23 protein-coding genes are annotated in these 25,414 nt (G+C 60.9%); 10 read left to right on the top strand and 13 right to left on the bottom strand.

Annotated elements, in window-relative coordinates:
• Positions 1-131: 131 nt before the first annotated feature.
• Both BD293_RS05455 and BD293_RS05450 read left to right on the top strand, forming a co-directional pair.
• Positions 132-1,214, top strand: coding sequence for a 2'-deoxycytidine 5'-triphosphate deaminase (locus tag BD293_RS05455; RefSeq protein WP_142080213.1), 1,083 nt, complete (start codon positions 132-134; stop codon positions 1,212-1,214).
• Between the two features lie 34 nt (positions 1,215-1,248).
• Positions 1,249-1,878: a MarC family protein gene (locus BD293_RS05450; RefSeq protein WP_142084341.1), complete on the top strand. Its 630-nt coding sequence runs from the start codon at positions 1,249-1,251 to the stop codon at positions 1,876-1,878.
• Between the two features lie 34 nt (positions 1,879-1,912).
• On the opposite strand, the gene BD293_RS05445 is transcribed toward BD293_RS05450, so the two are convergent.
• The 3 genes from BD293_RS05445 to prfA all read right to left on the bottom strand — a co-directional run bounded on the left by BD293_RS05445 (position 1,913) and on the right by prfA (position 4,812).
• Positions 1,913-2,695 carry a DUF4167 domain-containing protein gene (locus tag BD293_RS05445; protein ID WP_142080212.1) on the bottom strand — a complete coding sequence of 261 codons (783 nt, stop codon included), beginning with the start codon at positions 2,693-2,695 and terminating at the stop codon, positions 1,913-1,915.
• Positions 2,696-2,917: 222 nt separating this feature from the next.
• Complete coding sequence (gene prmC, locus BD293_RS05440) at positions 2,918-3,757, bottom strand: peptide chain release factor N(5)-glutamine methyltransferase (RefSeq protein ID WP_425467944.1); 840 nt, start codon at positions 3,755-3,757, stop codon at positions 2,918-2,920.
• Entirely contained in the window at positions 3,757-4,812 is a 1,056-nt protein-coding gene (prfA, locus tag BD293_RS05435) for a peptide chain release factor 1 (protein ID WP_142080210.1), read from the bottom strand. The genes prmC and prfA overlap by 1 nt, the downstream gene beginning before the upstream one ends.
• Before the next feature lie 127 nt (positions 4,813-4,939).
• Here prfA and BD293_RS05430 point away from each other — a divergent pair, with 127 nt between their 5' ends.
• The gene (locus BD293_RS05430) at positions 4,940-6,274 is read left to right on the top strand and encodes an HlyC/CorC family transporter (RefSeq protein ID WP_142080209.1); all 1,335 of its coding nucleotides are present in this window, start codon (positions 4,940-4,942) and stop codon (positions 6,272-6,274) included.
• 23 nt (positions 6,275-6,297) lie between these two features.
• Here the strand turns inward: BD293_RS05430 and BD293_RS05425 are convergent, their stop codons facing one another.
• On the bottom strand, positions 6,298-7,233 hold the full coding sequence (locus BD293_RS05425) for an ABC transporter ATP-binding protein (protein WP_142080208.1): 936 nt from the start codon (positions 7,231-7,233) through the stop codon (positions 6,298-6,300).
• 103 nt (positions 7,234-7,336) lie between these two features.
• Here BD293_RS05425 and BD293_RS05420 point away from each other — a divergent pair, with 103 nt between their 5' ends.
• A complete protein-coding gene (locus BD293_RS05420) occupies positions 7,337-7,534 on the top strand; it encodes a zinc-finger domain-containing protein (RefSeq protein WP_142080207.1) in 198 nt (65 codons plus the stop codon).
• A 33-nt stretch (positions 7,535-7,567) separates the two neighbouring features.
• Positions 7,568-10,393, top strand: coding sequence for a DNA polymerase I (polA, locus tag BD293_RS05415; protein WP_142080206.1), 2,826 nt, complete (start codon positions 7,568-7,570; stop codon positions 10,391-10,393).
• 63 nt (positions 10,394-10,456) lie between these two features.
• Here polA and ade read toward each other — a convergent pair whose 3' ends face one another.
• From ade to BD293_RS05395, 4 genes are all read right to left on the bottom strand, one after another.
• Positions 10,457-12,145 (bottom strand): adenine deaminase, encoded by a 1,689-nt coding sequence (gene ade, locus BD293_RS05410; RefSeq protein WP_142080205.1) that lies wholly within the window; start codon positions 12,143-12,145, stop codon positions 10,457-10,459.
• A gap of 63 nt (positions 12,146-12,208) precedes the next feature.
• Complete coding sequence (locus BD293_RS05405; protein WP_142080204.1) at positions 12,209-12,817, bottom strand: gamma-glutamyl kinase; 609 nt, start codon at positions 12,815-12,817, stop codon at positions 12,209-12,211.
• A 71-nt stretch (positions 12,818-12,888) separates the two neighbouring features.
• The gene (locus tag BD293_RS05400) at positions 12,889-14,829 is read right to left on the bottom strand and encodes a glycosyltransferase (protein ID WP_170207066.1); all 1,941 of its coding nucleotides are present in this window, start codon (positions 14,827-14,829) and stop codon (positions 12,889-12,891) included.
• A gap of 119 nt (positions 14,830-14,948) precedes the next feature.
• A complete protein-coding gene (locus tag BD293_RS05395) occupies positions 14,949-15,557 on the bottom strand; it encodes a CDP-alcohol phosphatidyltransferase family protein (RefSeq protein ID WP_142080202.1) in 609 nt (202 codons plus the stop codon).
• A 348-nt stretch (positions 15,558-15,905) separates the two neighbouring features.
• Here BD293_RS05395 and BD293_RS05390 point away from each other — a divergent pair, with 348 nt between their 5' ends.
• Positions 15,906-17,717 carry an aminopeptidase P family protein gene (locus BD293_RS05390; RefSeq protein WP_142080201.1) on the top strand — a complete coding sequence of 604 codons (1,812 nt, stop codon included), beginning with the start codon at positions 15,906-15,908 and terminating at the stop codon, positions 17,715-17,717.
• Positions 17,718-17,808: 91 nt separating this feature from the next.
• Positions 17,809-18,147: a DUF427 domain-containing protein gene (locus BD293_RS05385; protein ID WP_142080200.1), complete on the top strand. Its 339-nt coding sequence runs from the start codon at positions 17,809-17,811 to the stop codon at positions 18,145-18,147.
• Between the two features lie 76 nt (positions 18,148-18,223).
• Here the strand turns inward: BD293_RS05385 and aroB are convergent, their stop codons facing one another.
• Together aroB and BD293_RS05375 are read right to left on the bottom strand one after the other, a co-directional pair.
• On the bottom strand, positions 18,224-19,345 hold the full coding sequence (gene aroB / locus BD293_RS05380; RefSeq protein WP_142080199.1) for a 3-dehydroquinate synthase: 1,122 nt from the start codon (positions 19,343-19,345) through the stop codon (positions 18,224-18,226).
• The gene (locus tag BD293_RS05375; RefSeq protein ID WP_281286620.1) at positions 19,342-19,914 is read right to left on the bottom strand and encodes a shikimate kinase; all 573 of its coding nucleotides are present in this window, start codon (positions 19,912-19,914) and stop codon (positions 19,342-19,344) included. Before BD293_RS05375 ends, aroB begins: the two co-directional genes overlap by 4 nt.
• Positions 19,915-20,033: 119 nt before the next feature.
• Here BD293_RS05375 and BD293_RS23340 point away from each other — a divergent pair, with 119 nt between their 5' ends.
• The 3 genes from BD293_RS23340 to BD293_RS05365 are packed head-to-tail and all read left to right on the top strand — an operon-like array spanning position 20,034 to position 22,680.
• Complete coding sequence (locus BD293_RS23340; protein WP_281286619.1) at positions 20,034-20,168, top strand: hypothetical protein; 135 nt, start codon at positions 20,034-20,036, stop codon at positions 20,166-20,168.
• A gap of 32 nt (positions 20,169-20,200) precedes the next feature.
• The gene (locus BD293_RS05370; RefSeq protein WP_142080197.1) at positions 20,201-21,739 is read left to right on the top strand and encodes a hypothetical protein; all 1,539 of its coding nucleotides are present in this window, start codon (positions 20,201-20,203) and stop codon (positions 21,737-21,739) included.
• Positions 21,736-22,680 (top strand): site-specific tyrosine recombinase XerD, encoded by a 945-nt coding sequence (locus BD293_RS05365; protein ID WP_142080196.1) that lies wholly within the window; start codon positions 21,736-21,738, stop codon positions 22,678-22,680. Before BD293_RS05370 ends, BD293_RS05365 begins: the two co-directional genes overlap by 4 nt.
• Here BD293_RS05365 and lpxB read toward each other — a convergent pair.
• The 3 genes from lpxB to lpxA are packed head-to-tail and all read right to left on the bottom strand — an operon-like array spanning position 22,637 to position 25,412.
• Positions 22,637-23,797, bottom strand: a complete 1,161-nt coding sequence (gene lpxB, locus BD293_RS05360) for a lipid-A-disaccharide synthase (protein WP_142080195.1) — start codon at positions 23,795-23,797, stop codon at positions 22,637-22,639. The genes BD293_RS05365 and lpxB overlap by 44 nt on opposite strands.
• Positions 23,794-24,621 carry an LpxI family protein gene (locus BD293_RS05355; RefSeq protein WP_142080194.1) on the bottom strand — a complete coding sequence of 276 codons (828 nt, stop codon included), beginning with the start codon at positions 24,619-24,621 and terminating at the stop codon, positions 23,794-23,796. The genes lpxB and BD293_RS05355 overlap by 4 nt, the downstream gene beginning before the upstream one ends.
• Positions 24,618-25,412, bottom strand: coding sequence for an acyl-ACP--UDP-N-acetylglucosamine O-acyltransferase (gene lpxA, locus BD293_RS05350; RefSeq protein ID WP_142080193.1), 795 nt, complete (start codon positions 25,410-25,412; stop codon positions 24,618-24,620). The genes BD293_RS05355 and lpxA overlap by 4 nt, the downstream gene beginning before the upstream one ends.
• Positions 25,413-25,414: the final 2 nt, after the last annotated feature.

The raw sequence follows: 25,414 nt of genomic DNA, 5'->3' as shown, positions 1-25,414 counted from the left end.
GTCGTGAAATGCTAAGGTATGTGCCGTAATCTTGCAACTTATGCCCGAGGGTGCAGTATGCGATGGGCTTCCCTGCCCCGCTCTGCTTCTGTAAGGACGACAGCAGCATCAATGTAGCAGGAACACACGTCATGTCAGATATCGGGGTTCTACCGGCACAGACCTTGCGCGCGATGGCGGCACAGGGTGTGATCCATGCAGACCCCGCCATAACAGAGGCACAGATTCAGCCCGCAAGCCTTGATCTGCGTCTGGGTACGCGGGCATGGCGGGTGCGAGCCTCGTTTCTGGCGGGCAAGGGGCGGCGCGTCGCGGACCGTTTGGCAGAGCTGGAAATGCACCAGATGGACCTTGGCGCAGGTGCTGTCCTTGAGAAGGGCTGCGTCTATGTCGTGCCCTTGATGGAGTCGTTGAACCTGCCCATGGGTATTCAGGCCGTGGCCAATGCCAAAAGCTCGACCGGGCGGCTGGACCTGCTGACACGCATCATCACCGATGAAGGGGTCGAGTTTGACCGCGTGGCCGAAGGCTATTGCGGACCACTCTATGCTGAAATCTGCCCGCGCTCGTTCTCGGTGCTGGTGCGGCCCGGAATGCGCCTGAACCAGATCCGCTTTCGCAAGGGCCATGCCGTTCTTAACGATGCGGAGTTGCTTGATCTGCACGCAGCGCAATCGCTTGTGCCCGGTGAACCGGTCATTTCCGAGGGGTTGGGCTTCTCGGTTGATCTGCGCCCGACATCAGGCACGCTGGTTGGCTACCGCGCCAAACCCCATACCGGCGTGATCGATATGGACAGAATCGGCGCTTATGATCCAGCCGAGTTCTGGGAAAAATTGCACAGCAAGGATGGGCAGATTATCCTCGACCCCGGCGCATTCTATATTCTTGTCAGCCGAGAGGCCGTGCATATTCCACCAGATTATGCCGCAGAAATGGCCCCCTATCTGGCGATGGTGGGCGAGTTTCGTGTGCATTACGCGGGCTTCTTCGACCCCGGCTTCGGACATGCCGCCGCTGGTGGCACAGGCGCGCGCGGCGTGCTGGAAGTGCGCTGCCACGAGGCCCCATTTGTTCTGGAGCATGGGCAGATTGTCGGTCGGCTGGTCTATGAACGAATGTCAGAGCGGCCAGAGCGTTTGTATGGCGCGGACCTTGCCTCGAATTATCAGGGGCAAGGGTTGAAGCTGGCCAAGCATTTCAAGGCGGTGTGAACACGTGTTGGACCTTGTTGATATTGCCTTTCTGATGACCGCCTTTGTCACCTTGTTTGTGGTGATCGACCCTATTGGCACAGCGCCGCTGTTTCTGGCGCTGACCCAAGGTATGGACACGGCCAAACGGCGTGCAATCGGCGTGCGGGCCTGCATCATCGCGGCCATCCTGTTGGCGCTGTTCGGGGTCGCGGGCGAGGACTTCTTGCGCTTTATCGGCATTTCCATGCCCGCGTTTCAGATCGCAGGCGGGATATTGCTGTTCCTGACCGCATTGGACATGCTGTTTGACCGCCGCACACAACGCCGCCGCGATCATGCCGATGAGGGCGATGGCGCACCTGCGGATGACCCTTCGGTGTTTCCGCTTGCGATGCCGCTGATCGCGGGACCGGGTGCTATGGCCTCTATGGTGCTGCTGATTGGTGACGCGGGGCGGACAGCCCAAGGCGTGGCCCTTGTGACCGCAGTAATGCTGGTCGTTATCTTGCTGGTATTTTTGGCTTTCCTGTCCGCCGGGCTGATCGAGCGGTTGCTACGGCGCACAGGAACAATGGTGGTCACACGGTTGTTCGGGCTGTTGCTGGCTGCGCTATCCGTTCAGTTCGTTCTGAACGGCGCAACGGCCATCGGCATATTGCCGCAAGTCACCGCCAACCTGTAGGCCCGCCCCCGGCTTTTGGCCGGGCGCGAGAATGTTATTCTGCCGCTGAGGATGTCTTGTCCGTGCCTTCGGCTTCCGTCTTGCGCGGTTTGCGTGGCGCACGACGGGGCTTTGGCTTTTCCTCGCCTTCAGTCGCTTGCGGCTGAGGGGCGTCGGGCGCTGTTTCCGCAGGCTTCTTGGCAACCCGTGGCTTGCGCCGGTTCGCAGGTTTAGCCTCGGGCGTCGGGGCAGGCTCGGATGCTGGCGCTGTGTGCGCAGCAGGCTCGTTGCGCAAAGACTTGCTCTCGGGTGTTTCTACCAGAGTTGCCTCATCCGCGTCCTGAGTGAAGTCCTGAACAGCAAAGGCATTTTGCGATTCGCGCTCATGCGCGCCACCGCCGGAATGGCCGTGGTTTTGCTGAGGGGATGCATCCTCATTCTGGCGCCGATTGTCATGACGACGCGCCGAATGCTGACCCCGGTCATCTTGCTGACCATTGCGATTGCGATCGTCTTGCTGACGGTTGCGGTCGTCCTGCTGGCGGTTGCGGTCATCCTGCTGTTGGCGACGCGCTTCCTGCTCGGCCATCATCTCGCGTTGGGCTTGCGCCAACATGCGGGTGTAATGCTCGGCGTGCTGCTGAAAATTTTCGGCGGCCACGCGGTCATTAGACACCTGCGCATCGCGCGCCAAGGCCTGATACTTTTCAATGATCTGTTGCGGCGTTCCGCGGACCTTGCCTTCTGGCCCGGAACTGTCGAACACACGGTTGACGATGTTTCCAAGCGATTTTGGGCGGTTCGGTTTCGAACGCGAGCGTTTGTTGGTAGATCTCATGCTTTAATATATCCTGCCTGTCATGGCATGAACGCAGTCTTGGCCTAAGCAAATCGTTTTCGAAATACCAAGACTGCTATAAGGGAATGTAAGGCGCGACGCGTCCCCACGTTCGCTGTTTACACGCGCATCTTGCACGGCTGGGGGGCTATGACAAGCCCCTGAGCCAGAAAATGTGGAAACTTGGCGACATCGTGCGGATTTGTCATAAAAACGCGCCTGTCACACAACCTGCGCGATCACCACACGCCCCCGACCGGTCATATCCGGGATGACGTTGCCGTTAACCAGCCCCGCCTGCGTGGCAAGCGCCAGAACATCAGCACCCTGCCCCAGACCGATCTCGACCATCAGCCAGCCCCCCCTGGTCAGATGCTCAGGGGCCTGTGCTATGATTGCGCGGTAGGCGGCAAGACCGCTGCCATCGCAATCTTCGGGAACGAGCGCCATCCGGGGTTCCCAGTCCCGCACCTCAGGCGCAAGCGCAGCATGGTCAGGCGCGGCGATATATGGCGGGTTCGAGACGAGCAGATCAAATTTTCCGCTCACCCCGTCGAACCAGTCTGACTGCACAAACTCTGCCCGCGCCGCCAGCCCCAACGCTTCGGCATTGCGCCGCGCGACGTCCAAAGCCTTGGGTGAGAGGTCCGCACCTACACCGACGGTATCCGTGCGCTCTGCCAGCAAGCTTAGCAGAATTGCCCCGCTGCCTGTGCCCAGATCCAGCACAGAACTGAAAGGTTTTTTCAAAGCGCAGTCAATCAGCGTTTCGGTTTCGGGGCGCGGGTCCAGTACGTCCGGGGTGACATGAAAGCTCTGCCCCCAGAACAGCCGCTTGCCAATGATCTGTGCCACTGGCTGGTGGCGCGCGCGCGCAGCAATCGCCTGCCGGAACTGGCTTTGCTGTGCCTGCGTCACCGGGTCCGCCAAGGCCAGCGCCAACCGGTCGCGCCCGATACCCAGCGCATGTGCCAAAAGCCAGCGAGCATCGCGCGCCGCGCCATCTATACCTGCCGCTTTCAATGTGCCTACCCCTTCGGCCAGCAACCCTTGCGCCAGCATCATGCCTCCATCTCAGCCAGACGCGCGGCCTGATCTGCGGCGGTCAGGGCATCAAACACCTCGTCCAGATCGCCTTGCATGACCGCATCCAGCTTGTAGAGCGTCAGGTTGATGCGGTGGTCCGTCAGGCGCCCTTGGGGGAAATTATACGTGCGGATGCGCTCCGAGCGGTCGCCAGAGCCGACCTGCGCCTTGCGCGTATCGGCGCGGTCGGTTGCGGCGCGCTGGCGCTCCATATCATACAGCTTGGCGCGCAGAACCTGCATCGCAATTGCCCGGTTCTGGTGCTGCGATTTCTCGGATGAGGTGACCACAACGCCGGTCGGGATATGCGTGATCCGGACAGCCGAATCGGTTGTGTTCACATGCTGCCCCCCTGCCCCAGAGGCGCGCATCGTGTCGATGCGGATATCTTGCGCAGGAATATCAATATCAACTTCCTCCGCTTCAGGCAGGACAGCGACGGTGGCGGCTGAGGTATGAATGCGTCCACCTGATTCCGTAACCGGCACGCGCTGAACGCGGTGCACACCTGATTCGAATTTCAACCGCGCGAACACACCTTCGCCCGCAATACGCATCACCGCCTCGCGCAACCCGCCCAGTTCGGTTTCGGACTGGCTGACCATCTGAACCTGCCAGCCACGGTTTTCGGCGTAACGCTGATACATGCGCAGCAAATCACCGGCAAAAAGGCTGGCTTCCTCGCCACCAGTGCCGGGGCGCAGCTCGATCAGTGCGGGGCGGGCATCGGCGGCATCTTTGGGCAACAGCGCCAGTCGCAGGTTCTGCGCCAGTCTGGGCAGTTCTTCTTCCAACTGCGCCAGTTCTTCCTCGGCCAATGCGCGCATTTCAGGGTCTGCGCGCATCACCTCTGCTTCGGCCAAAGCCTTGTTTGCCTGCTGATAGGCCGCGATCTGGGCGACCACGGGTTTCAATTCAGCGTATTCGCGTGTTAGCGCCGCAATCTCGGTGGGCGCGACCCCCTCCATCAGGCGGGCCTCGAGGAACTGGAACCTCCGGTTAATCTGATCTAAGGTTTCATCTGCGAACATAGGCGATCTAGTGACCAAACTCGCGCACAGGGTCAAGCCATGACGGGGTAATGCTGGACGCGCCCTTGCCAAAGAATTATGACCAATAAAAGCGCGTTCGCGTTTTGACATCGGGATTTGAAGACACATGGGCGATTTCGCCGCGTATCTTGATACTGCTTTCTGGACGAGTGTGGGCGCGATCCTGCTGCTTCTGGTGATCTCGGGGTTCTTCTCGGGGTCTGAAACAGCGCTGACAGCGTCCAGCCGTGGCAAGCTAAAGGCGCAGGCCGACAAGGGCGCGCTTGGCGCACAAAAGGCGTTGGCCTTGACCGAAGATAGCGAGCGGATGATCGGCGCCATCCTGCTTGGCAATAATATGGTTAACATTCTGGCCGCATCGCTGGCCACGGCGCTGTTCACACGCCTGTTCGGGGATAGCGGTGTGGCTATTGCAACGCTGGTCATGACCTTGCTGGTGCTGATATTCGCCGAAGTCCTGCCCAAGACCTATGCCATCTCCAACCCCGAATCGGCCGCGACGCGTGTGGCCCCTGCCCTGCGCTGGGTGGTGGCGGTTTTCTCGCCCATCGTTAGTGTTGTGCGCTTTATCGTGCGCCGGGTGCTGGCGGTGTTCGGCGTCAGTATCGACCCCGACAGGCAAATCATGTCCGTGCATGAGGAAATCGCGGGCACTTTGGCGCTGGGGCATTCATCGGGCTCGGTCGAGAAAGAACATCGTGACCGGTTGCTGGGCGCGCTTGACCTGTCTGAACGCACGGTTGAGGAGATCATGCGCCACCGCTCTCAGGTAGAAACGGTGAATGTCGACGACCCGATTGAAGAGATTATCGCGCAATGTATCAATTCACCGCACTCGCGCCTGCCGATGTACCGCGAAGACCCAGAGAATATTATCGGCATTCTCTACGTCCGCGATCTGGTGCGCGAAATGCATGGGCTGGTGACAGAGGCCGGGGGGGCCTATTCCGCTGTGGCCAAGCTTGATCTGAGTGCCTTGGCCCGCCCGCCCTATTTTGTGCCGGAAACCACGCCGCTGGACGAACAGATGCAGGAATTCCTGCGCCTGCGCCGCCATTTTGCGTTGGTGGTCGATGAATACGGCGCGCTGCACGGTTTGATCACGCTTGAGGATATTCTTGAAGAAATCGTGGGCGAGATTGAAGATGAATATGACACCACCCACGCCCCCGAGGTGGAACGCGGCGAGGCGGGCGAAGTGCTGGTTGACGGGGCAATGACCATTCGTGACCTCAACCGGACCCTCGACTGGTCGCTGCCCGATGAAGAGGCTGTGACCGTTGCAGGGCTGGTGATCCATGAAGCACAATCCATCCCCGATGAGGGGCAGGTGTTTTCCTTTCACGGCTTCCGCTTCAAGGTGCTGACACGCGATGGCAACCGCATTACCCGCATCAGCTTAAGGCGCTCTGAAAGCAGCGACATTCAGAACGACGCTTAACTGCTATCACACCCGCCAAGCGCTCAGGCATGCGTGCCCGCTGTCAGGGACAGGAACACATCTTCCAGATCAGGGTCTTCGCTTGTCACATCCAGAACGATCCCACCCGCAGCCGAGACTGCGCTCAGGATTTCCCCCGCTGTCGTAACGCTGCGCCGATAGGTCACCGACAACCGCCCGTCACTGCGTATTTCCTGGCGGACTTGCTCTGGCAGGGCCAGCTCTGGCAAGGGCGTCTCAAGCCGGAACAGCAGGGTTTTCGCATCCAGCCTGCCCAACAATGCCGAGGTCTTGTCGCGGATAATCACGCGGCCATGATCGATGATGGCGATTTCGTCGCACATCTGTTCGGCTTCTTCCAGGTAATGCGTGGTCAGAATGATTGTCATACCCTGTTCATTTAGCTTGCGCACATTCGACCACAACATCTGGCGCAACTCGATATCCACACCGGCGGTCGGCTCGTCCAGCACCAGCACATGCGGGGCATGCACCAGCGCCTTGCCCAGCAGCAACCGGCGGCGCATCCCGCCCGACAACGTGCGGGCATAAGCGTCGGCCTTGTCTGACAGGCCGATCATCTCAAGGATCTGATCGGTGCGGCGCTGGGATTTTGGCACACCATACAGACCTGCCTGCACCTCCAACGCACCGCGCGGGGTGAAAAACGGGTCCATGTTCAACTCTTGCGGCATCACACCAATGGCCGCACGCGACTGGCGGGGGTTGATGTCCTGATCGAACCCCCAAATCCCCACATGGCCACCTGTTTTCGTCACCAGCCCTGCAAGAATATTGATCAGCGTTGATTTGCCTGCACCATTGGGGCCGAGCAATCCGAAAATGCTGCCTGCGGGAATAGACAGGTCAATGCCCTTCAGCGCCTCTTTCGGACCTGCGCCTTTTTGTCCTGCGTAGGTCTTGCGCAGGCCGGTGATTTCAATGGCCTGTTGGGTCATGTTTGCCTCGTCTTTCCTCGCCCCGCTCTTGTCGCGGCTTGCGTTTTCAGTATGATGCAGCATCTAAGGCACCAGGCGCTCAGCGACAAGGATAAGACAGATCATGACATCGCCGTTTTCCCATGACGCACCGGAAACCGAAATCGTCACCGCAATGCGCGTGTGCTGCGATGGGGGAGAGGGTGCACTGGGGCATCCGCGCGTCTGGCTGTCGCTCAGCCATGAAACAGGCGCGGTCGAATGCCCCTATTGCGACAAGCGCTTCATTCACCGCGACTTCGCGGATGATGCCGCCGCTTAAACGCCAAAATAACACCGGCGAGAGGAACCAGCCATGAGCGATAGCGAAACGGGCTTTGGAAAAGGCTGCCATCTGCATCTGATCGACGGATCGGCTTATATCTTCCGTGCCTATCACGCGCTGCCGCCGCTCGCGCGCAAATCTGACGGGCTGCCTGTAGGGGCCGTGGCGGGGTTTTGCAACATGCTGTGGCGCTACTTGGGCGAGAATGGCGCAAGTGCCGACGCGCCCACCCATGCCGCCGTGATCTTTGACTATTCCTCCAAGACATTCCGCAACGAGATTTACGACCTCTATAAGGCCAACCGCCCAGAGCCGCCCGAAGACCTGCGCCCGCAATTCCCGCTGACCCGCGATGCCAGCCGCGCCTTCAATCTTGCGACCATAGAGATCGAGGATTTTGAAGCCGATGACATCATCGCCACTCTTGCGAGGCAGGCGCGCGAAGCAGGCGGGCGGGTCACCATCATCTCGTCCGACAAGGATCTGATGCAGCTTGTCGGTGGCGGCGTCGAGATGCTGGAGCCGATGAAAAACAAGCTGATCGGCGTCGAGGAAGTGCGCGAGAAATTCGGGGTCGGGCCTGAGCGCGTGGCCGATGTGCAAGCGCTTGCAGGCGATTCGGTCGATAACGTGCCCGGCGCGCCCGGCATCGGGATCAAGACCGCGGCGCTTTTGATAAATGAGTATGGCGATCTTGAAACCCTGCTGGCGCGGGCAGAAGAAATCAAGCAGCCCAAGCGCCGCGCCGCCTTGATCGACAATGCAGACCTGATCCGCATTTCCAAGCGGCTCGTGCTGCTGGATGACAAGACCCCGTTGGATTTCGCGCTGGACGATCTGGAAGTCCGCGCGCCGGATGCGCAGGCGCTGCTGGGCTTTCTCAATGACATGGAATTCCGCACTCTGACCCGGCGCGTGGCCGAGCATTTCGGAACCGAACCCCCTGCCCTGCCGCAATCGACTGCCACCGGCCAGACTGAGACGGCAGAGGCAAAGGCACCAGACCACCCGGATTTCGACAAGGCGGATTACATCTGCATCCGCGATCTGGGCACGTTGAAAACATGGATCAGCGAGATCGAAGAGATCGGCTATGTCGCGGTCGACACCGAGACGACCTCGCTGGATGAAATGCGCGCAGAACTGGTGGGCATATCGCTGTGCCTGACAGCGGGGCGCGCGGCCTATATTCCTTTGCAGCATCGCGCGGGGGGCGGTGATTTGTTCGGCAGCACAGAACTGGTTGCGGGGCAGCTTGCGCTAGACGACGTGCTGGCCCTGTTGAAGCCGGTTCTGGAAGATCAGGCCATCCTGAAAATCGGTCAGAATATGAAATATGATGCCAAGATATTTGCCAATCTTGGCATATCGGTGTCGCCCATAGATGATACGATGCTGATGTCCTATGCGCTGCATGGCGGCTTGCACGGGCATGGGATGGATGCGCTGTCAGACCGTTACCTCAACCACCAGCCCATCCCGATCAAGACATTGCTGGGAGGGGGCAAATCGGCCATCACCTTTGACCGCGTGGGCATTGACGATGCGACGCGCTATGCGGCCGAAGATGCCGATATCACCTTGCGGCTATGGGAATTGTTCAAGCCGCGCCTGCATGGCGCACAAGTGAGCCGCGTATACGAGACCCTGGAGCGGCCACTGGTGCCCGTTCTGGCGCAGATGGAACGCACAGGGATCAAGGTTGACCGCGATATCCTGTCGCGCATGTCCAATGCGTTCGCCCAGAAAATGGCGGGGCTGGAAGCCGAGATACACGAATTGGCGGGCGAGCGGTTCAATGTCGGCAGCCCCAAGCAACTGGGCGAGATCCTGTTTGACAAAATGTCGTTGCAGGGCGGCAAGAAGGGCAAGACCGGCGCATATGCCACCGGCGCCGATGTGCTGGAAGATCTGGCCGCCGAAGGCCATGATCTGCCTGCCCGCGTGCTGGACTGGCGGCAATTGTCAAAGCTGAAATCCACCTATACCGACGCATTGCAAGATCACATCCACCCCGAGACAGGCCGTGTGCATACGTCCTACGTGATTACGGGTGCTGTGACCGGGCGTCTGGCCTCGACCGATCCCAACCTGCAAAATATCCCCATCCGGTCAGAGGAAGGGCGGCGCATCCGCACGGCCTTTGTGGCCGAGAAAGGCCACAAGCTGGTGGCGCTGGATTACAGCCAGATCGAGCTGCGTATTCTGGCGCATATTGCCGATATCGACAGCCTGAAAGCCGCCTTCCGCGAGGGCCAGGATATTCACGCGATGACCGCGTCTGAAATGTTCGGTGTACCCTTGGCCGAGATGACGCCAGAGATTCGGCGTCAGGCCAAAGCGATCAATTTCGGCGTGATCTACGGGATTTCAGGCTTCGGGCTGGCGCGCAATCTGCGCATTCCGCGCTCGGACGCACAGGCCTTTATCGACACCTATTTCGAGCGGTTCCCCGGCATCCGCGCTTATATGGATGGAACGGTCGAATTCGCCAAACGCGAAGGCCGGGTCGAGACATTGTTCGGGCGGCGCGTTCATACGCCCGAAATCAACACCAAAGGGCCGGGCGCGGGTTTTGCCAAGCGCGCCGCGATCAATGCCCCGATACAGGGCACTGCCGCCGACATCATCCGCCGCGCCATGATCCGGTTGCCCGAGGTGATTGCTGATCTGCCCGCAAAGATGCTGTTGCAGGTGCATGACGAACTGGTTTTTGAAGTGGCCGAAGATGCGGTTGAGGAGGTGACCGAAAAGGTGCGCGCGGTGATGGAAGCCGCGTCAGAACCCGTGCTGCGCCTTGATGTCCCGCTGGTGGTGGACGCCGGTGTGGGCGACACATGGGCCGAGGCGCATTAGGGCCAGCCGCCGGGGCGCTGCCCCGGACCCCGGAGTATTTTGCGCAAGAAAATGGGGGAGGTGTCAGATCACCTCGAACCGGTCGACATCGACCATGCCGAAATCGGTGATTTTCAGATGCGGGATAACAGGCAGCGCGATGAAGGCGAGCTGCAAGAACGGCTCTTGCAAGGTGACACCCAGCGATTTGGCGCTGTTGCGCAGCACTACCAGCCCGGCATGAACGGATTCATACGGCTCCAGTGACATGAGGCCCGCGACGGGTAGCGCCAATTCGGCCAGAACCTGCCCAGAGGCCGCCACAACAAAGCCGCCTTCGATTTCCGACAAGCGGTTCACAGCCAGCGCCAGATCGTCATAATCGACGCCCACAGCGACGATATTGTGGTGGTCATGCGCCACAGTCGCTGCGATCGCGCCGCGCGTCATGCCAAAGCCGCGCACGAAGCCTGTGGCGATATTGCCATTTTTGCCATGCCGTTCCACCACGGCGACGCGTGCCAGATCGCGGGCGGGATCGGGGCGTTTGTCGCCCCCGTCTGGCGCGATTTCTTCGCGCAGATGCTCCGTGATGATCTGACCTTCGATGATGCCGATGACCGATGTCTTGGGGGTGTTGGCGGCATGGCGAAAATCGGTGGCCGTCACCTGCGGGGCGCGCACGGAATTGCGCGCGACCGGCGGGATGAGCGTGCGCGCGCCAAAGGCCGCGTCACTTACCACCTGCCCCGCACACAGGACCAGAGAGGCGCGACATTCCGCCAGATCGGGCAGCGCCACGATATCGGCGCGCTTGCCTGGCGCGATCTGGCCGCGATCTTTCAGACCGAACGCCTCGGCCGCGGACAGGCTGGCGGCGCGGTAGACGGCAAGCGTGTCGCAGCCCATGGCGATGAGGGAGCGGATCATATGGTCGAGATGACCATGCTCGGCAATGTCCAGCGGGTTGCGGTCATCTGTGCACAGGCACATATAAGGTGCAGTGATCGGTGTCAGCAACGGGGCGAGCGCGACCATATCCTTGCTGACAGAGCCTTCGCGGATCAGGCAGCGCAGGCCCTTTTGCAGCTTTTCGCGCGCCTCGGCGGCTGAGGTGGATTCGTGTTCGGTGCGGATGCCCGCGCTCACATAAGCGTTCAGATCGCGCCCCGAGAGCAGCGGCGCATGCCCGTCGATATGCCTCCCTGCAAAGGCACGAAGCTTTTCCATACAGCCCGGATCGCGGTGAATGACACCGGGGAAATTCATGAATTCGGCCAGACCGGTGATCTGGGGATGGTCGGCCAAAGCGATCAGCGCCTGCGCATCCAAGGCCGCGCCTGCTGTTTCCATATGGGTTGAGGGCACGCAGGAGGACAGGTTCACGCGAATATCCATGACCGTGCGGGTAGAGGCGTCAAGGAAGTAGCGGATGCCCGCAGCGCCCGCGACATTGGCGATTTCATGAGGGTCGCAAATCGCCGTGGTGACGCCGCGCGGGGCCACGCAGCGGTCAAATTCAAACGGCGTGACCAGCGAGGATTCGATATGCAGATGCGTGTCGATAAACCCCGGCACCAGCACCTGACCCGACAAATCGATACTCTCGCGGCCCTCATAGCTGGCGCCGATGCCGATGATGATGCCGTCAGAAATTGCGACATCGCCTGCGATCATTTCGCCTGTGACCGTGCACAGCACTTCGGCGCCGCGCAGCACAAGATCGGCGGGCCCCTCGCCGCGGGCTTGTGCGATGCGTGTCTCCAAGCTCATGTCATCCCCCGAAAGCTGTATCCTGAAGTATTGTGCCGCCAATACGACGGGGAAGGCAAGCCTTCAGCCCGACGCGCTGCCCCGCGCATTTTCATATAGGGCGTAATCTTCACTGTAGCGCTGCTGGAGCCGGTCCCGCGTGCCGGGTGACAAGCTGATCTGATGCGTGGGCGAGACATTGTGGCGTTCGAGCGTGATCGTGGTGCCAAGGCGGTCTTCCAGAAACGCGACAAAGGCAGGCATACAGTCATACCGATAGAGGTGATCGACTGTCTCACCTGTCTTGGGATGGGTCAGGAATTTCGCCTGCTGCCCGACGGCGGCAAACGCAGGTTGCGGGTCTGACAGATACCCTTCGACAAACTGCTCGAAACTCAGGCCCCGTGTGCTGCGCGCGGTGCCTTCCAGCCAACTGCCGTGGCGAAAGCGAAACCAGCTGCCAAGCCAGTCTTCGGGGTGGCGGATCAGAGCGGCGGTTTGTGGCGCGTCCTGCTCGAAAATCTGGATGAACTTCTCCATCCGCCACTTGTAGCGCTGAAATGTGCAATGTTTTATGCGCGGATCGCCTTGCAAGACCATATCGGCCAGCGGTGCCAAAGCCTGCTCCAATGACGTGCTGCCGGTCTTGGGGGTGGCCAGCAAGACCAGCTTGTGTTTGAGAAAATACAACATTTTGGACCGCAAAATTGAAATCAACTGCCGCCTTGGTAGCGCGTTGCTGCGCCAAGGTCCACATGCCAGCCTTAGTGCGTTGGGCCCGCGACGCGAAGATCGTCACATGCGGCGGCCTGATCGCTATGGGATGTCTTGTCCCAATAAAAGGGTGCCATGATCAATTCATACATCGCCTTATAGACGGCCAGCACGGCCAACGGAAAATAAGCATGCAATGTCGGCAGCCACAGCCGCAGATGGCGGTGAGAGCGGGCATTCAGGGCCAGAATGCCGACGCTGATGGTCACGGCCTCGGACAGCAGAAACACCGTGACAAACGCAATCATGACCCCGGTGCCAAACTGTGATTGCAGCGGATGGCCAAAGCCCAGCAGCATCAGCCAGAAACTCCACAGCAGGGGTGCCAGCATGAATTGCACCAATGTGCCCAGAAACAGCACCTGCACACCGAAAAAACGCCATGCGCCAAGTTGGTTCCAGCACTGCCGTGGCGCACGCATATGCACCAGCCAAGTCACGGCATACCCTTTGAGCCAGCGCGAGCGTTGCTTGATCCAAGGTATGGGTCGGCAATTTGCTTCTTCCAGAGTGACTGTATCGAGAAGCTGTGTGTAATAGCCGTGGCGCGCCAACCGGATGCCCAGATCAGCGTCTTCGGTCACGTTATAGGCGTCCCACCCGCCCAACGCTTCCAGAATATCACGGCGGAAAAACAGGGTTGTGCCGCCAAGGGGAACAGCAAGCCCGAGGCGTTGCATCCCCGGCAGAATGACCCGGAACCATGTCGCGTATTCTATCGCAAAGCACCGCGACAGCCAGTTTTTGCGCGCATTGTAGAAATCCAGCACCCCTTGCACGCAAGCAAGATTGGGCGGCCCATTCTGGAAACACTGCACGACATGGTGAATCTGCGCCGGGTCGGGCGCATCTTCCGCGTCATAGACCCCGATGATGGCACCGCGCGCGAACAGCATCGCATAATTTAGCGCGCGCGGTTTGGTTTTCAGCGGTGCGTCAGGCACAGGGATCACACGCATCCAGCGCGGCAGATTGCACGCAGCAAGCGCAGTGCGTGTGGCGTGATCATGCTCTTCCACCACCAGCAATATATCAAGCAGCTCGCGTGGCCATGTCAGGCGCGCAAGCCGGTTGATCAGACGCGGCACCACAAGCGGCTCATTGTGCAAGGGCACGAGAATGGACACCACTGGTTTGCGCAGGCGCACAAACTGCGCGCCCTGTGCTGGCGGCTCGGTCCGGTCCCTGCGAGAGCGGTACGCGGCAAATGCGGCTGCAATCTTGAGCAAGGAGTTGACCGTCAGACAAAACGTGGCGACAAGGGTCAGCGTCAACATTGTGGTCAGTGGCGCAAGTGCCGCGAGCGCCAGAATGGACAAAAACCCCAGACACAGGACATTGCCAAACCAACGCGTATGCATCTTGCGGCAACTCTCGCTTTCAGCGACGCAGGTTTCGGCCCAGAGTTTCAACCTGCTGCGGCGCGTTCTGAGCACAGTTGCATGCAGGTCATCTTCGCTGATGACCACCATTGCCAAATGACCAAACAACAATTCCAGTTCGGCCCTGTGGTGGACAAATTCAGCAGGCCGTGCACAGGCAATGACCGTCACGTCCCCCGCGCGATGCCACGGCAGACATTGCATCCGCAGGCAGCGTTGCAAGCCCAGACGGTCAATCAGGCTTGGGTCCGGCAGTGGCTGAGATTGTGTGAAAAAGCTGGTGTTATACTGCTGCGCAAGGGCTTCGGAAAGCTGCGCCTCGGTCAGAAGATTGCGTGCGATAAGGATGTCACCCAGAAATCCGGCCTGCCGCGACTGCGTTTCGAGCGCGCGCATCAGGTCTTCATCCGTGACCAGCCCCATTTCCAACAGGATTTGTCCAAGCTGCCGGCGGACCGGGTCTTGTTTGCGCTGGACCACCAGTTCCAACACTGGTTTGACCCGCGCGTGTGGTGTTCTTACCTGATCAAATGCCACAGTATGACCCATCGCCCAACCCTTGCAACGCGCACCACTACACCTGAGGATGGTAAAGAAAGGGTTAATGCGCGGGGGGGGCGAGTTGACAGCGCGGAGTGTGTCACGCGCAACGCAGATTGCAGAATGGGTCAGTCGCGAAACACTTTTGCCGCCAACGCGACACGCGCGACCGCTGTGATCAGGCATAACAACGCAAAGCCAAAGGCAAGCGGGACGAATGCCGTCGGAAACAGGCAAAGAAGCAAAAAGAATGCTATGGTTTCAGTGCCTTCCAGCAACCCGCCGGTGAAATACAAAGATTTGACACCCCGCGCATCGCTGCGCATTTTCTTCTTTTCGGCAAGCACCGCAAAGCCCAGAAATGACCCTGCATTGACATAGAAACTCAGCAGCAGGAATGCGCCCACAACGCCATGCGCCTGCGGGTCTAGACTGATAAAGGCCAGTGGAATGGTCGCATAAAACACGTAGTCACAGGTGATATCCAGATAGCCGCCGAAATCTGTCACGCCCCGCGCGCGCGCCACAGCGCCGTCCAGCCCATCCGCCAACCGCGACGCCAGTATAAGCAGGATCGCAACGAAAAACGCCTCAAAGACAATGGCAAGCCCTGCCGCCAGCCCCAGCGCCAGCCCCGCGAGCGTCACCATATTCGCACTCAGCCCCATCAATGCGACATGCTGCCCCAGCTTATTCAGCGGCGGGTCGATGAAGGGTCGGATATGACGGTCAAGCATCTGGGTTACACTTTTGCTGCTGGGGTCATGCGTGTGATACGCACCAAAGAGATCAAGGGTTTCAAATTTAATGGTCTTTCATGTCCATATTTTACGCACGCCGCCCCACACGTTATCCGCGCGCAGGGCAAAAGTTTAAGAAAGTGCCACCTGAAAACATCTATCTGCCTTGGGGAACGTCAAGCGGGTTTGCCCTCACATGTTCTTAGAATAGCTTACTGGCAGGGGCATTACCATCTGCACAGCGCCGCACACGACGATGGCTTGTATCGCGCCCCACGCCATTGACCAATGACTTGCCCCTGATTACCACTGACGACGCGTTGCCCTGATTGCCAAGGACACCCTATGTTCCAGACCTTTACTGCCTCTACCCGGCCACAAGACGGCCCGCCCCGTTTGGCTGCATTGCGCGCGCGCTTGCAGGCGGAAGGGGGCGATGGCTATCTTTTGCCCCGCGCCGATGCGCATCAGGGCGAATATGTCGCCGCCTGTGACGAGCGGTTGGCTTGGCTGACAGGCTTTACCGGGTCAGCGGGGTTCTGCATCGTGCTGCAAGATCGCGCCGGTCTGTTTGTGGATGGGCGCTACAGGGTGCAAGCGCGGCTCCAATGTGCGTCAGAGTTTACGCCCGTGAACTGGCCCGAGACTTTGCCCGCCAATTGGCTGCGCGACGCGTGCCCTGAGGGGGCGGAAATCGGCTTTGACCCGTGGCTGCACACCCCTAGCGAGATTGAAGCGCTGCAAGACGGGCTGAAAGGCAGCGGGATCACGCTGCGCCGCATGACCAATCAGATCGACCCGCTGTGGACGGATCGTCCGGCGGCACCCATGGCCCCTGCCCGGCGCTACCCGAATGCTCTGGCAGGCAACTCGTCGCAGGAAAAGCGCGCCAATTTGGCAAAGGCCTTGGCCAGCGACGGCCAGCGTGCGGCGGTTCTGACGCAGCCTGACAGCATTTGCTGGCTGCTCAACATCCGCGGGGCCGATCTGCCACGCCTGCCTGTCATGCAGGGCTTTGCGATTGTTCATGATGATGGCCGTGTCGATCTGTTCACCGCGCCCTCCAAATGTGAGGCGCTGGAATGGGACAGTGGTGTGCATATTCGCCCCGCCGAGGCATTCGCCCCCGCGCTGCGCACCCTATCCAGCCCGGTCCGGCTGGACAAGTCCACTGTGCCTGTGGCGATTGTTGATCTGTTGCGCGAATCCAGCATCGAGATTGCTTTCGCGCAAGACCCCTGCCTGATGCCCAAGGCCCGCAAGTCAGAGGCCGAGTTGGCAAGTGCGCGCGCAGCCCATCTGCGCGACGGGGCTGCGATGGCCGAGTTTCTGTGCTGGCTGGATGGGCAGGCCGCTGAAATGCTGGCGCAACCCGACCACGCGCTGACCGAAATCGACATCGCGCGCGCACTGGAACAATTCCGCGCCGACACCGGCGCGCTAGAGGATATAAGTTTCGATACCATCGCGGGCTCTGGCCCTAATGGTGCAATCGTGCATTACCGCGTGACCGAAGACACCAACCGCCGCTTGCTGCCCGGCGATCTGATGCTGGTTGATTCTGGCGGCCAGTATCTGGACGGGACCACCGACATCACGCGCACCATCGCCATAGGCCCAGTCGGCACGCGCGAGGTGGAGTGTTTTACCCGCGTGCTGCAAGGCATGATCGCCATATCGCGGGCGCGTTTTCCGCGCGGTGTGGCGGGCAGTCACTTGGATTCGCTGGCACGCTACCCCTTGTGGCTGGCAGGTCAAGATTACGACCATGGCACAGGGCACGGTGTCGGTGCCTTTCTGTCGGTTCATGAAGGGCCACAGCGCTTGTCACGCGCGGGCACAGTGCCCTTGAAGGAGGGGATGATTCTGTCCAATGAACCGGGCTATTACCGCGAAGGCGAGTTCGGCATACGGATCGAGAACTTGGTCGCCGTGCGCAAGGGTGCGGCACCCAAAGGGGGCGATGACCGTGACTGGCTGGAATTTGAAACCCTGACCCTTGCGCCCATTGACCGGCGGTTGGTTCAGGTTAGCATGCTGAGTGCAGATGAGCGTGCATGGCTTGACGCCTATCACAGCCGCGTGGCAACCTTGCTGCTGCCTTTGGTGTGTGCCACTACGTCCGTTTGGCTGCAAGAAGCATGTAAACCGATATAACCGCGAAGCTTGCGCTCTTTTGCCCGCTTTCCCTTTGGGTGCAAAGCCTGCAATGGTGCCGCGAACCGATAACCGAGAGGAATGAAGCGAGATGAGCAATGTCAGGATATATCCAGCCGTGGGCAAATGGGTTGTTCGCGCCAACGGGGCGGTTATTGGTGAAAGCACACAAGCGCTGGAGCTGTTGCAGCGCGACTACGCGTTCGTCATTTACTTTCCGCGCGAAGATATCGCAGCGGCGGTGCTCGACACCTCGGACCGGCCGTTCATCTGCGATGATCGCGGGACAGGGGTGCATTTCCATGTCTCAAGCCCGGAAGGTGTGATTCAGAATGCGGCCTATAGCCTGACCGCGCCCACCGACGAGGCGGCGCAAGTGCGAGATTATCTGGCTTTTGACGCAGGTAAGGTCACTGTCGAGCGCGTGTGACACGTCACACGAATGCGCAACACGCAAGAATATCGGTTAAAATGATAGCGAAAGGGGCCGTTTTGGCCCCTTTTTTTCAGTTTTCGCCGGCGAGTGCTTCGGTCAGCAGGTCGCGCAACAAATCCCCCGGTACATCATCACAGACAAACGCCTCGCCAATGCCGCGTGCCAATATGAACCGCAAACGCCCGTCCTGCACCTTCTTGTCCTGCGCCATCAGCGCAACCAGCGCCTCTGCCCCCGGCAGATCGCCGGGAATATCGGCCAGATCGGTCGCCATACCCATTGCGCGCAGATGCGCGCGCACGCGGCTGGGCGTTTCCTGTGCGCACAGCCCCATCCGGGCCGACACTTCATAGGCCAGCGCGCAGCCAATCGCCACACCCTCGCCATGCAACAGCCGGTCGGAATAGCCGGTCGCGGCCTCAAGCGCATGGCAAAACGTGTGTCCAAGGTTCAAGAGCGCGCGCTCGCCCTGTTCCGTTTCATCGCGCGCGACGATATCGGCCTTCATCTGGACAGAGCGGCGCACGGCATAGTGGCGCAAATCCTTGTCACCTTGCGCCAAGGCGGGGCCATTCACCTCGAGCCACTCGAAAAACGCTGCATCCCCCAACAGCCCGTATTTCACGACTTCGCCGTAGCCTGCCAGAAAATCCCGCTTCGGCAGGCTGTCGAGCAGATCAATATCGGCCAGCACCAGACTGGGTTGATGAAATGCGCCCACGAGGTTTTTGCCATGACGGGTGTTGATACCGGTCTTGCCGCCGACAGAGCTGTCCACTTGCGCCAGAAGCGATGTCGGCACCTGCACGAAGCGCACGCCCCGACGCAACACCGCCGCCGCGAACCCGCCCAGATCGCCGATTACACCGCCCCCCAAGGCCACCACAACATCGCGCCGCTCGACCTTTTCATCCAGCAACCATTCCACCGAATCGCGCAATCCGTCCCAACCCTTGGTTGCCTCGCCCGGTGCAAGGGCATGGGCCGCAGTGGTGATGTCCTGCGCCGCCAACCCCGCCTGCAACCCTGCCAGATGCAAGGCGGCAACGCGGCTTTCGGTCAGCACCGCCACGCGCGGGCGCGCCAGTAACGGTGCCATCAATGCACCCGATTGCGCCAGCAAACCTTGTCCGATCACCACATCATAGGCGCGCGCACCCAGCGCCACATGCACCCGGTCAATCTGCGTCATGTCGATACACCTTCTATAACATCCGCACGTGTGGCCAGCTTCATCAGCACCGCGCGCGCTGTGTCCGCAATCGCATAGGCGGGCAGCGTTTCAACCACCAGATCCGCCTTGGCATAAACAGGCTCTCGCTCGGCGAGCAGTCCGGCAAGGGTCGCGCGCGGGTCTGGTGTCATCAGCAAGGGGCGTGTCGTCTTCTGGCGCACCCGCGCCCAGAGCAGTTCAAGGTCTGCCTTCAGCCACACTGACACGCCCAGTTCCGAAATCAACTCGCGTGTCGTTGCGCGCAAAAACGCCCCGCCCCCCACAGACAGAATAGCAGGCCTGCCCCGCAACAGGCGCGCAATCACCTCGGCCTCGCGGGCGCGGAAAAACTCTTCTCCGTCGCGCTCGAATATCTCGGCGATGGGCATCGCGGCGGCGGCAACGATCGCTTCGTCCGAATCAAGGAACGGTGCCGACACCATACGCGCCAGTTCTTTGCCGACAGCCGTCTTGCCTGCCCCCATCATGCCGACAAGCACGACTGTCTTGTGCAGTTTCATGGCTGTTCCGCGCTCCCCGTCGTTCACGTTTTCAAGTTTTCGTGGCGTGTCTGTTTATTGTCGTGATATTGCGTCAATGTCGACCGGTAAACCCCCAGAGGCGCGTTGCTTCAAGAAGGGGTATGTATTCAGAAAGGCAGGCCCTAATGCGCTATATCTTCCGTTTCTTGCTCATGCTGGTTGTACTAGCCGCTGTTGCGGTTGTTGCTTATTCCTATGTGGGTGATCTTAGCCCACAGCGCTCGACCAGCGAGACGCCCGTAACGCTGGAAGTGAATTGACTCCGCACGCCTCCATATACGCGGCCTTTGGCTTGAGCGTCGCGCTATTTGGCGGCGGGGCGGCGCATGCGCAAGATAGCGGCGCGCCCCTAAGTGCGATTGACTGGCTTGAGCAGGCGATGACAGCCCCCCTGCCCCAACCGACGGCCCCACCGCAACCCGCAGAGCCAGACACCACCATCGCCGTCTTGCCCGATCCGCAATTCGAAGAAATATCCACTGTCCCGCTTGGCCGCACCGAGCAGGAAACGACAGGGTTGTTCACCGCCGAACGCATCGGCCTGCCGCGTGCCCTGTGGGGGCCGACCCCCCCGGCAGAGATTATCGCGGCGCTTGTCAGCTTGCCTGCCGACACGATGCCAGCTGCGGCGCGCCTGTCGCTGCGCCTGCTTATGGCCGAATTTGCCCCCCCGATGCAAAACATCCCAGAGACGCGAGGGGCCGTTTTGCTGGCGCGGGTCGACAAGCTGGTTGAACTTGGTGCGCTGCAACAGGCAGGCCAGTTGATTGCCGCAGCCCCTGAACAAAGCGCAGTGTTGAATGCGCGCGCCTTCGACATAGCACTGTTGCTGGGCGAAGAAGATAGCGCCTGCGCCTATATGAGCGGCCAGATCGCGGCCTCTCACAGCCATTCGCCGCAGATATTTTGCACAGCGCGGCGCGGCAATTGGCAAGCCGCCTTTGGCAGCCTTCAGGCAAGCCGCAGCCTTGGCCTGCTGGATGACGCCGAAGCGGCATTGCTGACCCGCTTTCTGGAGGAGGAAGAGCGCGAAGGTCAGGTCACACCGCCCCATCAGATCACGCCACTTGGCTGGCGCATCATGGAAGCGCTTGGTGATCCGGTCACAACCGCAAGCTTGCCTGTCGCCTACGCCCATGCCGATCTGCGCGGCACCGCTGGCTGGCGATCACAGCTTGACGCGGCTGAACGACTGACCCGCGCCGGTGTCTTGCAACCCAACCAACTGTTGGGCCTGTACACACAGCGCCGCGCGGCGGCATCTGGCGGGTTGTGGGAACGCGTGCGCGTTGTTCAAAGGCTGGATCGGGCCGTGCAACAAGGCGATGTCGCAGCAATTGGCAGCGCACTGACAGAGGCGTGGCCCCTCTTTGCAGCAGTGGAACTGGAAGCGGCCTTTGCACAAATGTATGCCGATGCGCTGGCCGACATCCCGGCGTCGGGATCTGCGGCAAATATCTTGTGGAAGATATTGCTGTTGTCGCAAGAGCGGCTGGATCGTGCAGCGGAACTTGCACCCGACACAGCGCAGGGCCGCTTCATCATGGCGCTGGCCGAAGGGGCACCCCTGCCGCAATTGTCCAACCCGTCGATGGCAGGTGCTGTTCACGCCGCATTCGAGGATGCCGCACTGCCCGCGCAGGTGCAGGAATTGCTGGACGATGGCGCTGTCGGTCTGGTGCTGTTGGGTGCGTTAGAACAAGTGGCAGATGGGGCGGCGGGCGACTTGCATGCCGCTACATTGGGCCTGCAACGCCTGAATGCACTTGGGCTGGACGCGGTTGCCCGCCAGATCGCTATAGAGTTACTGCTTTTGGACCGACGCGGATGACGCAGCTTGCGGGACAGGACAGCTTGCGCTGGATATCAACGTTTCTGGACGCCCATGCCGCCGAGCAAGGCTCTGCGCGCAACACACAACTGGCCTATGCCCGCGACCTGCGCGATTTCGGGGAATGGTGCAGCAGGCAAGCGCTCAGCTTCCCGCACATCACCCGCGCAGAGATCGAGCGCTACCTGATCCATTGTGACGCGCAAGGGCTGGCACAGGCCACCCGCGCGCGCCGCCTCGCATCTATCCGACAGTTGTTCCGCTTTGCCTATGCCGAAGGATGGCGCAGCGATGATCCGGCCAGCCGAATCGCCGGGCCGGGAAAGTCTAAAAAACTGCCTGTGACCCTCAGCACAGATGACGTGGGCGCGCTACTGCGCGCCGCACCCCAGACAGGGCGCAGTGCGCGTGACCGTCTGCGCAACACCTGCTTGCTGGAATTACTGTATGCGACGGGGCTGCGTGTTACCGAACTGGTCAGTTTGCCCGTAGTGGCCGTGCGGGGCGATCCGCGCATGATTCTGGTGCGCGGCAAGGGCGACAAGGAACGCATGGTGCCACTGTCAGACCCCGCGCGCGCAGCCCTGATCGCATGGTTGCGGGACTGGGATGCAAATGCCTCGGAATTGCGCGCAAAACGCCTGCCAGAGCCGCGCTATTTGTTCCCCTCAACCGGGCGCGAAGGACATCTGAGCCGCGTCGGATTTTATCTGATCCTGAAGGACATCGCACTGAATGCCGGGCTGGACCCAGCCCGCATCAGCCCGCATGTGCTGCGCCACGCCTTTGCAACGCATCTGCTGGCGGGTGGGGCAGATCTGCGCGCGATCCAGACGCTTTTGGGCCATGCCGATGTGTCGACCACCGAAATCTATACGCATGTTCTGGAAGAACGGCTCAGGTCGCTGGTGTTGGATTTTCACCCGCTCGCAAAGCCATGAACCCCAGTATTGAGCGCGCAGCACGCAGCCCCGGTGCCTCTCCCCCCAGGCCAAGCCGAAGCATCGTCTGCTGCATTGCCTGACGCTGCGCGGCACGCGCCTGTGCGCTGTCGATCAGGGTTTTCAGCGCAGCGCCGATCTTGTCGGGCACACAGTCGTGGCCAAGAAATTCGGGGATCGCGCGCGTCTCGGACACCAGATTGACCAATGTCACCGTATCCAGCCGGATAAGCCGCTGCGCCAGAAACCGCGTCAGCGGGTTCAGATCATAAGCGATGATCATGGGGGTGTCATTGGCGGCCAGTTCCAGCGAGACGGTGCCCGATGCCGCCAGTGCCACTTCCGCCGCAGCAAAGGCGGCGCGTTTCTGGGCGGGATCGGTCAGCACATGCGCCCGAACAGGCCAGCGCGCGACCTCGGCGCGCATCACCTCAGCCTGCGATGTGACAGACGGGACCAACACCTGCGCCCCTTCAGGCAAGGCTTGCGCAAGGGCCGCACCGAACCGGGGGCCGTGGCGCGCAATCTCGCCCCGCCGCGAGCCGGGCAAGGCAAGGACAATGCGGCCGTGGAAGCGGTCGCTCAGGGCCGCGACTTCACCCTCTGAGGCGCGCGCCTCGGCCACCACCGGATGGCCTACGAAATCGCAACTAATGCCAGCGGCCTGCATATAGGGCGGCTCGAACGGCAATAGCGCCAGCACATGATCGACCAATGGCGCCATACGCGCCGCCCGCCCCGGACGCCACGCCCAGACAGACGGGGCGACATAATGCACAACCGGCAGATCTGGCCGCACCTTGCGGGCCAGACGCAGCACGCGCAGGCAGAAGTCAGGGCTGTCGATGGTCAGGACCAGATCAGGCTTTTGCGCCGCAATGGCCGCTGCGGTCTGGGCGATTCGCTGGCGCAACAGGCGAATGCGCGGCAAAACTTCGGCCAAGCCCATCACCGACAGGTCTGCCATAGGAAAAAGCGATATCAGCCCTTCGGCCTGCATCGCCTCACCGCCGACACCGCTAAACTGAACACCGGGCGTAAGTTCCGTCAAACCCGCCACCACAGCCGCGCCAAGCTTGTCGCCCGACGGCTCGCCCGCGATGACAAAAACCTTCACGCGCCCTCCCGCGCCCAAAGGAACAGGCCAAGCGCATTGGCGCGTGCCACCATCTCGGCGCGGTCGATCAACAAAACGCCGCCCGCTTCAAAAGCAATCCCGCGCAGCCCGGCCCGGTGCACGGCCTCCAGCGTGTCCGGCCCAAGGGCGGGCAGATCAATGCGGCGGTCCTGTTCCGGCTTGGGTGCCTTGCAGAACACACCGCCCTGCGGCAATGCCGTCCCATCGGTGCGCAACGCCGCCAGATGCGCCAGCATCGCGTCCGTTCCCGGCAGCGCCTCAACCGCCAGACACTGACCCTGCGCAACCACACAGCCCTGTCCCAGATCAGCCGCGCCCATCAGGCGCAAAATCTCAAAACCCCGCGCGGCATCTTGCTTCTCCGCTGCTTTGGGCGGCACATCGCCAACGATCGCGGGGGCGGCGACCAGATCAGGGCAGATATCCTGCGCGCCCACCACCTCGACCCCCCATTCGCCCATAAGCGCAATCACCTCACGCAATGTGCCATCATCGCCGCTGGCCATAGCTTTCATGATGCGCGGCAAAAGCTGCATTGTTGCAGGGTCGATCAAGGCGGGGTCAAGGCGCGGTCGATGCACACCACCTGCGAAAACCGCCCGTGTCACACCAAGGTCTTGCAGCTTGTCCAGAAACGGCACCAGCCGCTCCAACCGAAAGCGCAGCACATCATCGCGCGCGGCGCTCAGGCTTTCAAACCCCTCCAACTCAGCCAAAACCAGCGCGCGCCCCTCAGCGTGCAGCCGGTCCGCCAGCAGATGTGGCAGCCGACCACGCCCTGAAATCAGCGCAATCGCACTCATGTCGGGCGCAGGAAGTTGCGCCCCGCCTCGCCGGTGAAAAAGCGGGCGACCTGCGCCACCACTTCGGAATCGGCATCGCGCTGCAAGGCTGCCGCCAGATCGCCAAGCGCACCCTCTTCGGTGGCAAGGCGCTTATAGGCGGCGCGCAATGCGGCGATATCGTCGCGCGACATGCCCCGCCGCTTCAGCCCGATCAGGTTCAGCCCGTGCAAAACGCCATCAGGACCAGACACCAGCCCAAAGGGCATGACGTCATGGGTCACCCGCGTCAGCGCCCCGATCATGGCCCCCTCGCCCACGCGAATATGCTGGTGAAGGCCCGCCGACGCGCCCACGATCACCCGATCTTCAATCTTCACATGGCCCGCGACACCGGCGTAATTGGCCAAGATCACACCATTGCCGACCTGCGCATCATGGCCCACATGCGCGCCCGCCATCACAAGGCAACCATCCCCCACACGCGTCACACCGCCGCCCGCAGCAGTTCCAAGATGCAAGGTTGCATTCTCGCGGATGCGGCAGTTCTTCCCCACAATCAGCCGTGTGCGCTCGCCCGCATATTTCAGATCTTGCGGAACTTCGCCCACCGAAGCGAAGGAAAACACCACTGTTCCCGCGCCAATCTCGGTCCAACCAGTGACAAGGGCATGAGGCTTGATCGTGACATTCTCGGCCAGCACCACATCCGCACCGACAATGGCAAAGGGTCCAATGGTGCACCCGGCACCGATTGTCGCGCCGGGTTCGACCACGGCCATCGGGTGGATTTCGGCGCTGGGGTCAATCATGA

It is taken from the genome of Roseinatronobacter monicus, assembly GCF_006716865.1.
In the GTDB taxonomy this organism is placed as follows: Bacteria; Pseudomonadota; Alphaproteobacteria; order Rhodobacterales; family Rhodobacteraceae; genus Roseinatronobacter; species Roseinatronobacter monicus.
Note: the sequence above shows the minus strand (reverse complement) of the source record. Positions and strands in the feature narration are given on the sequence as shown.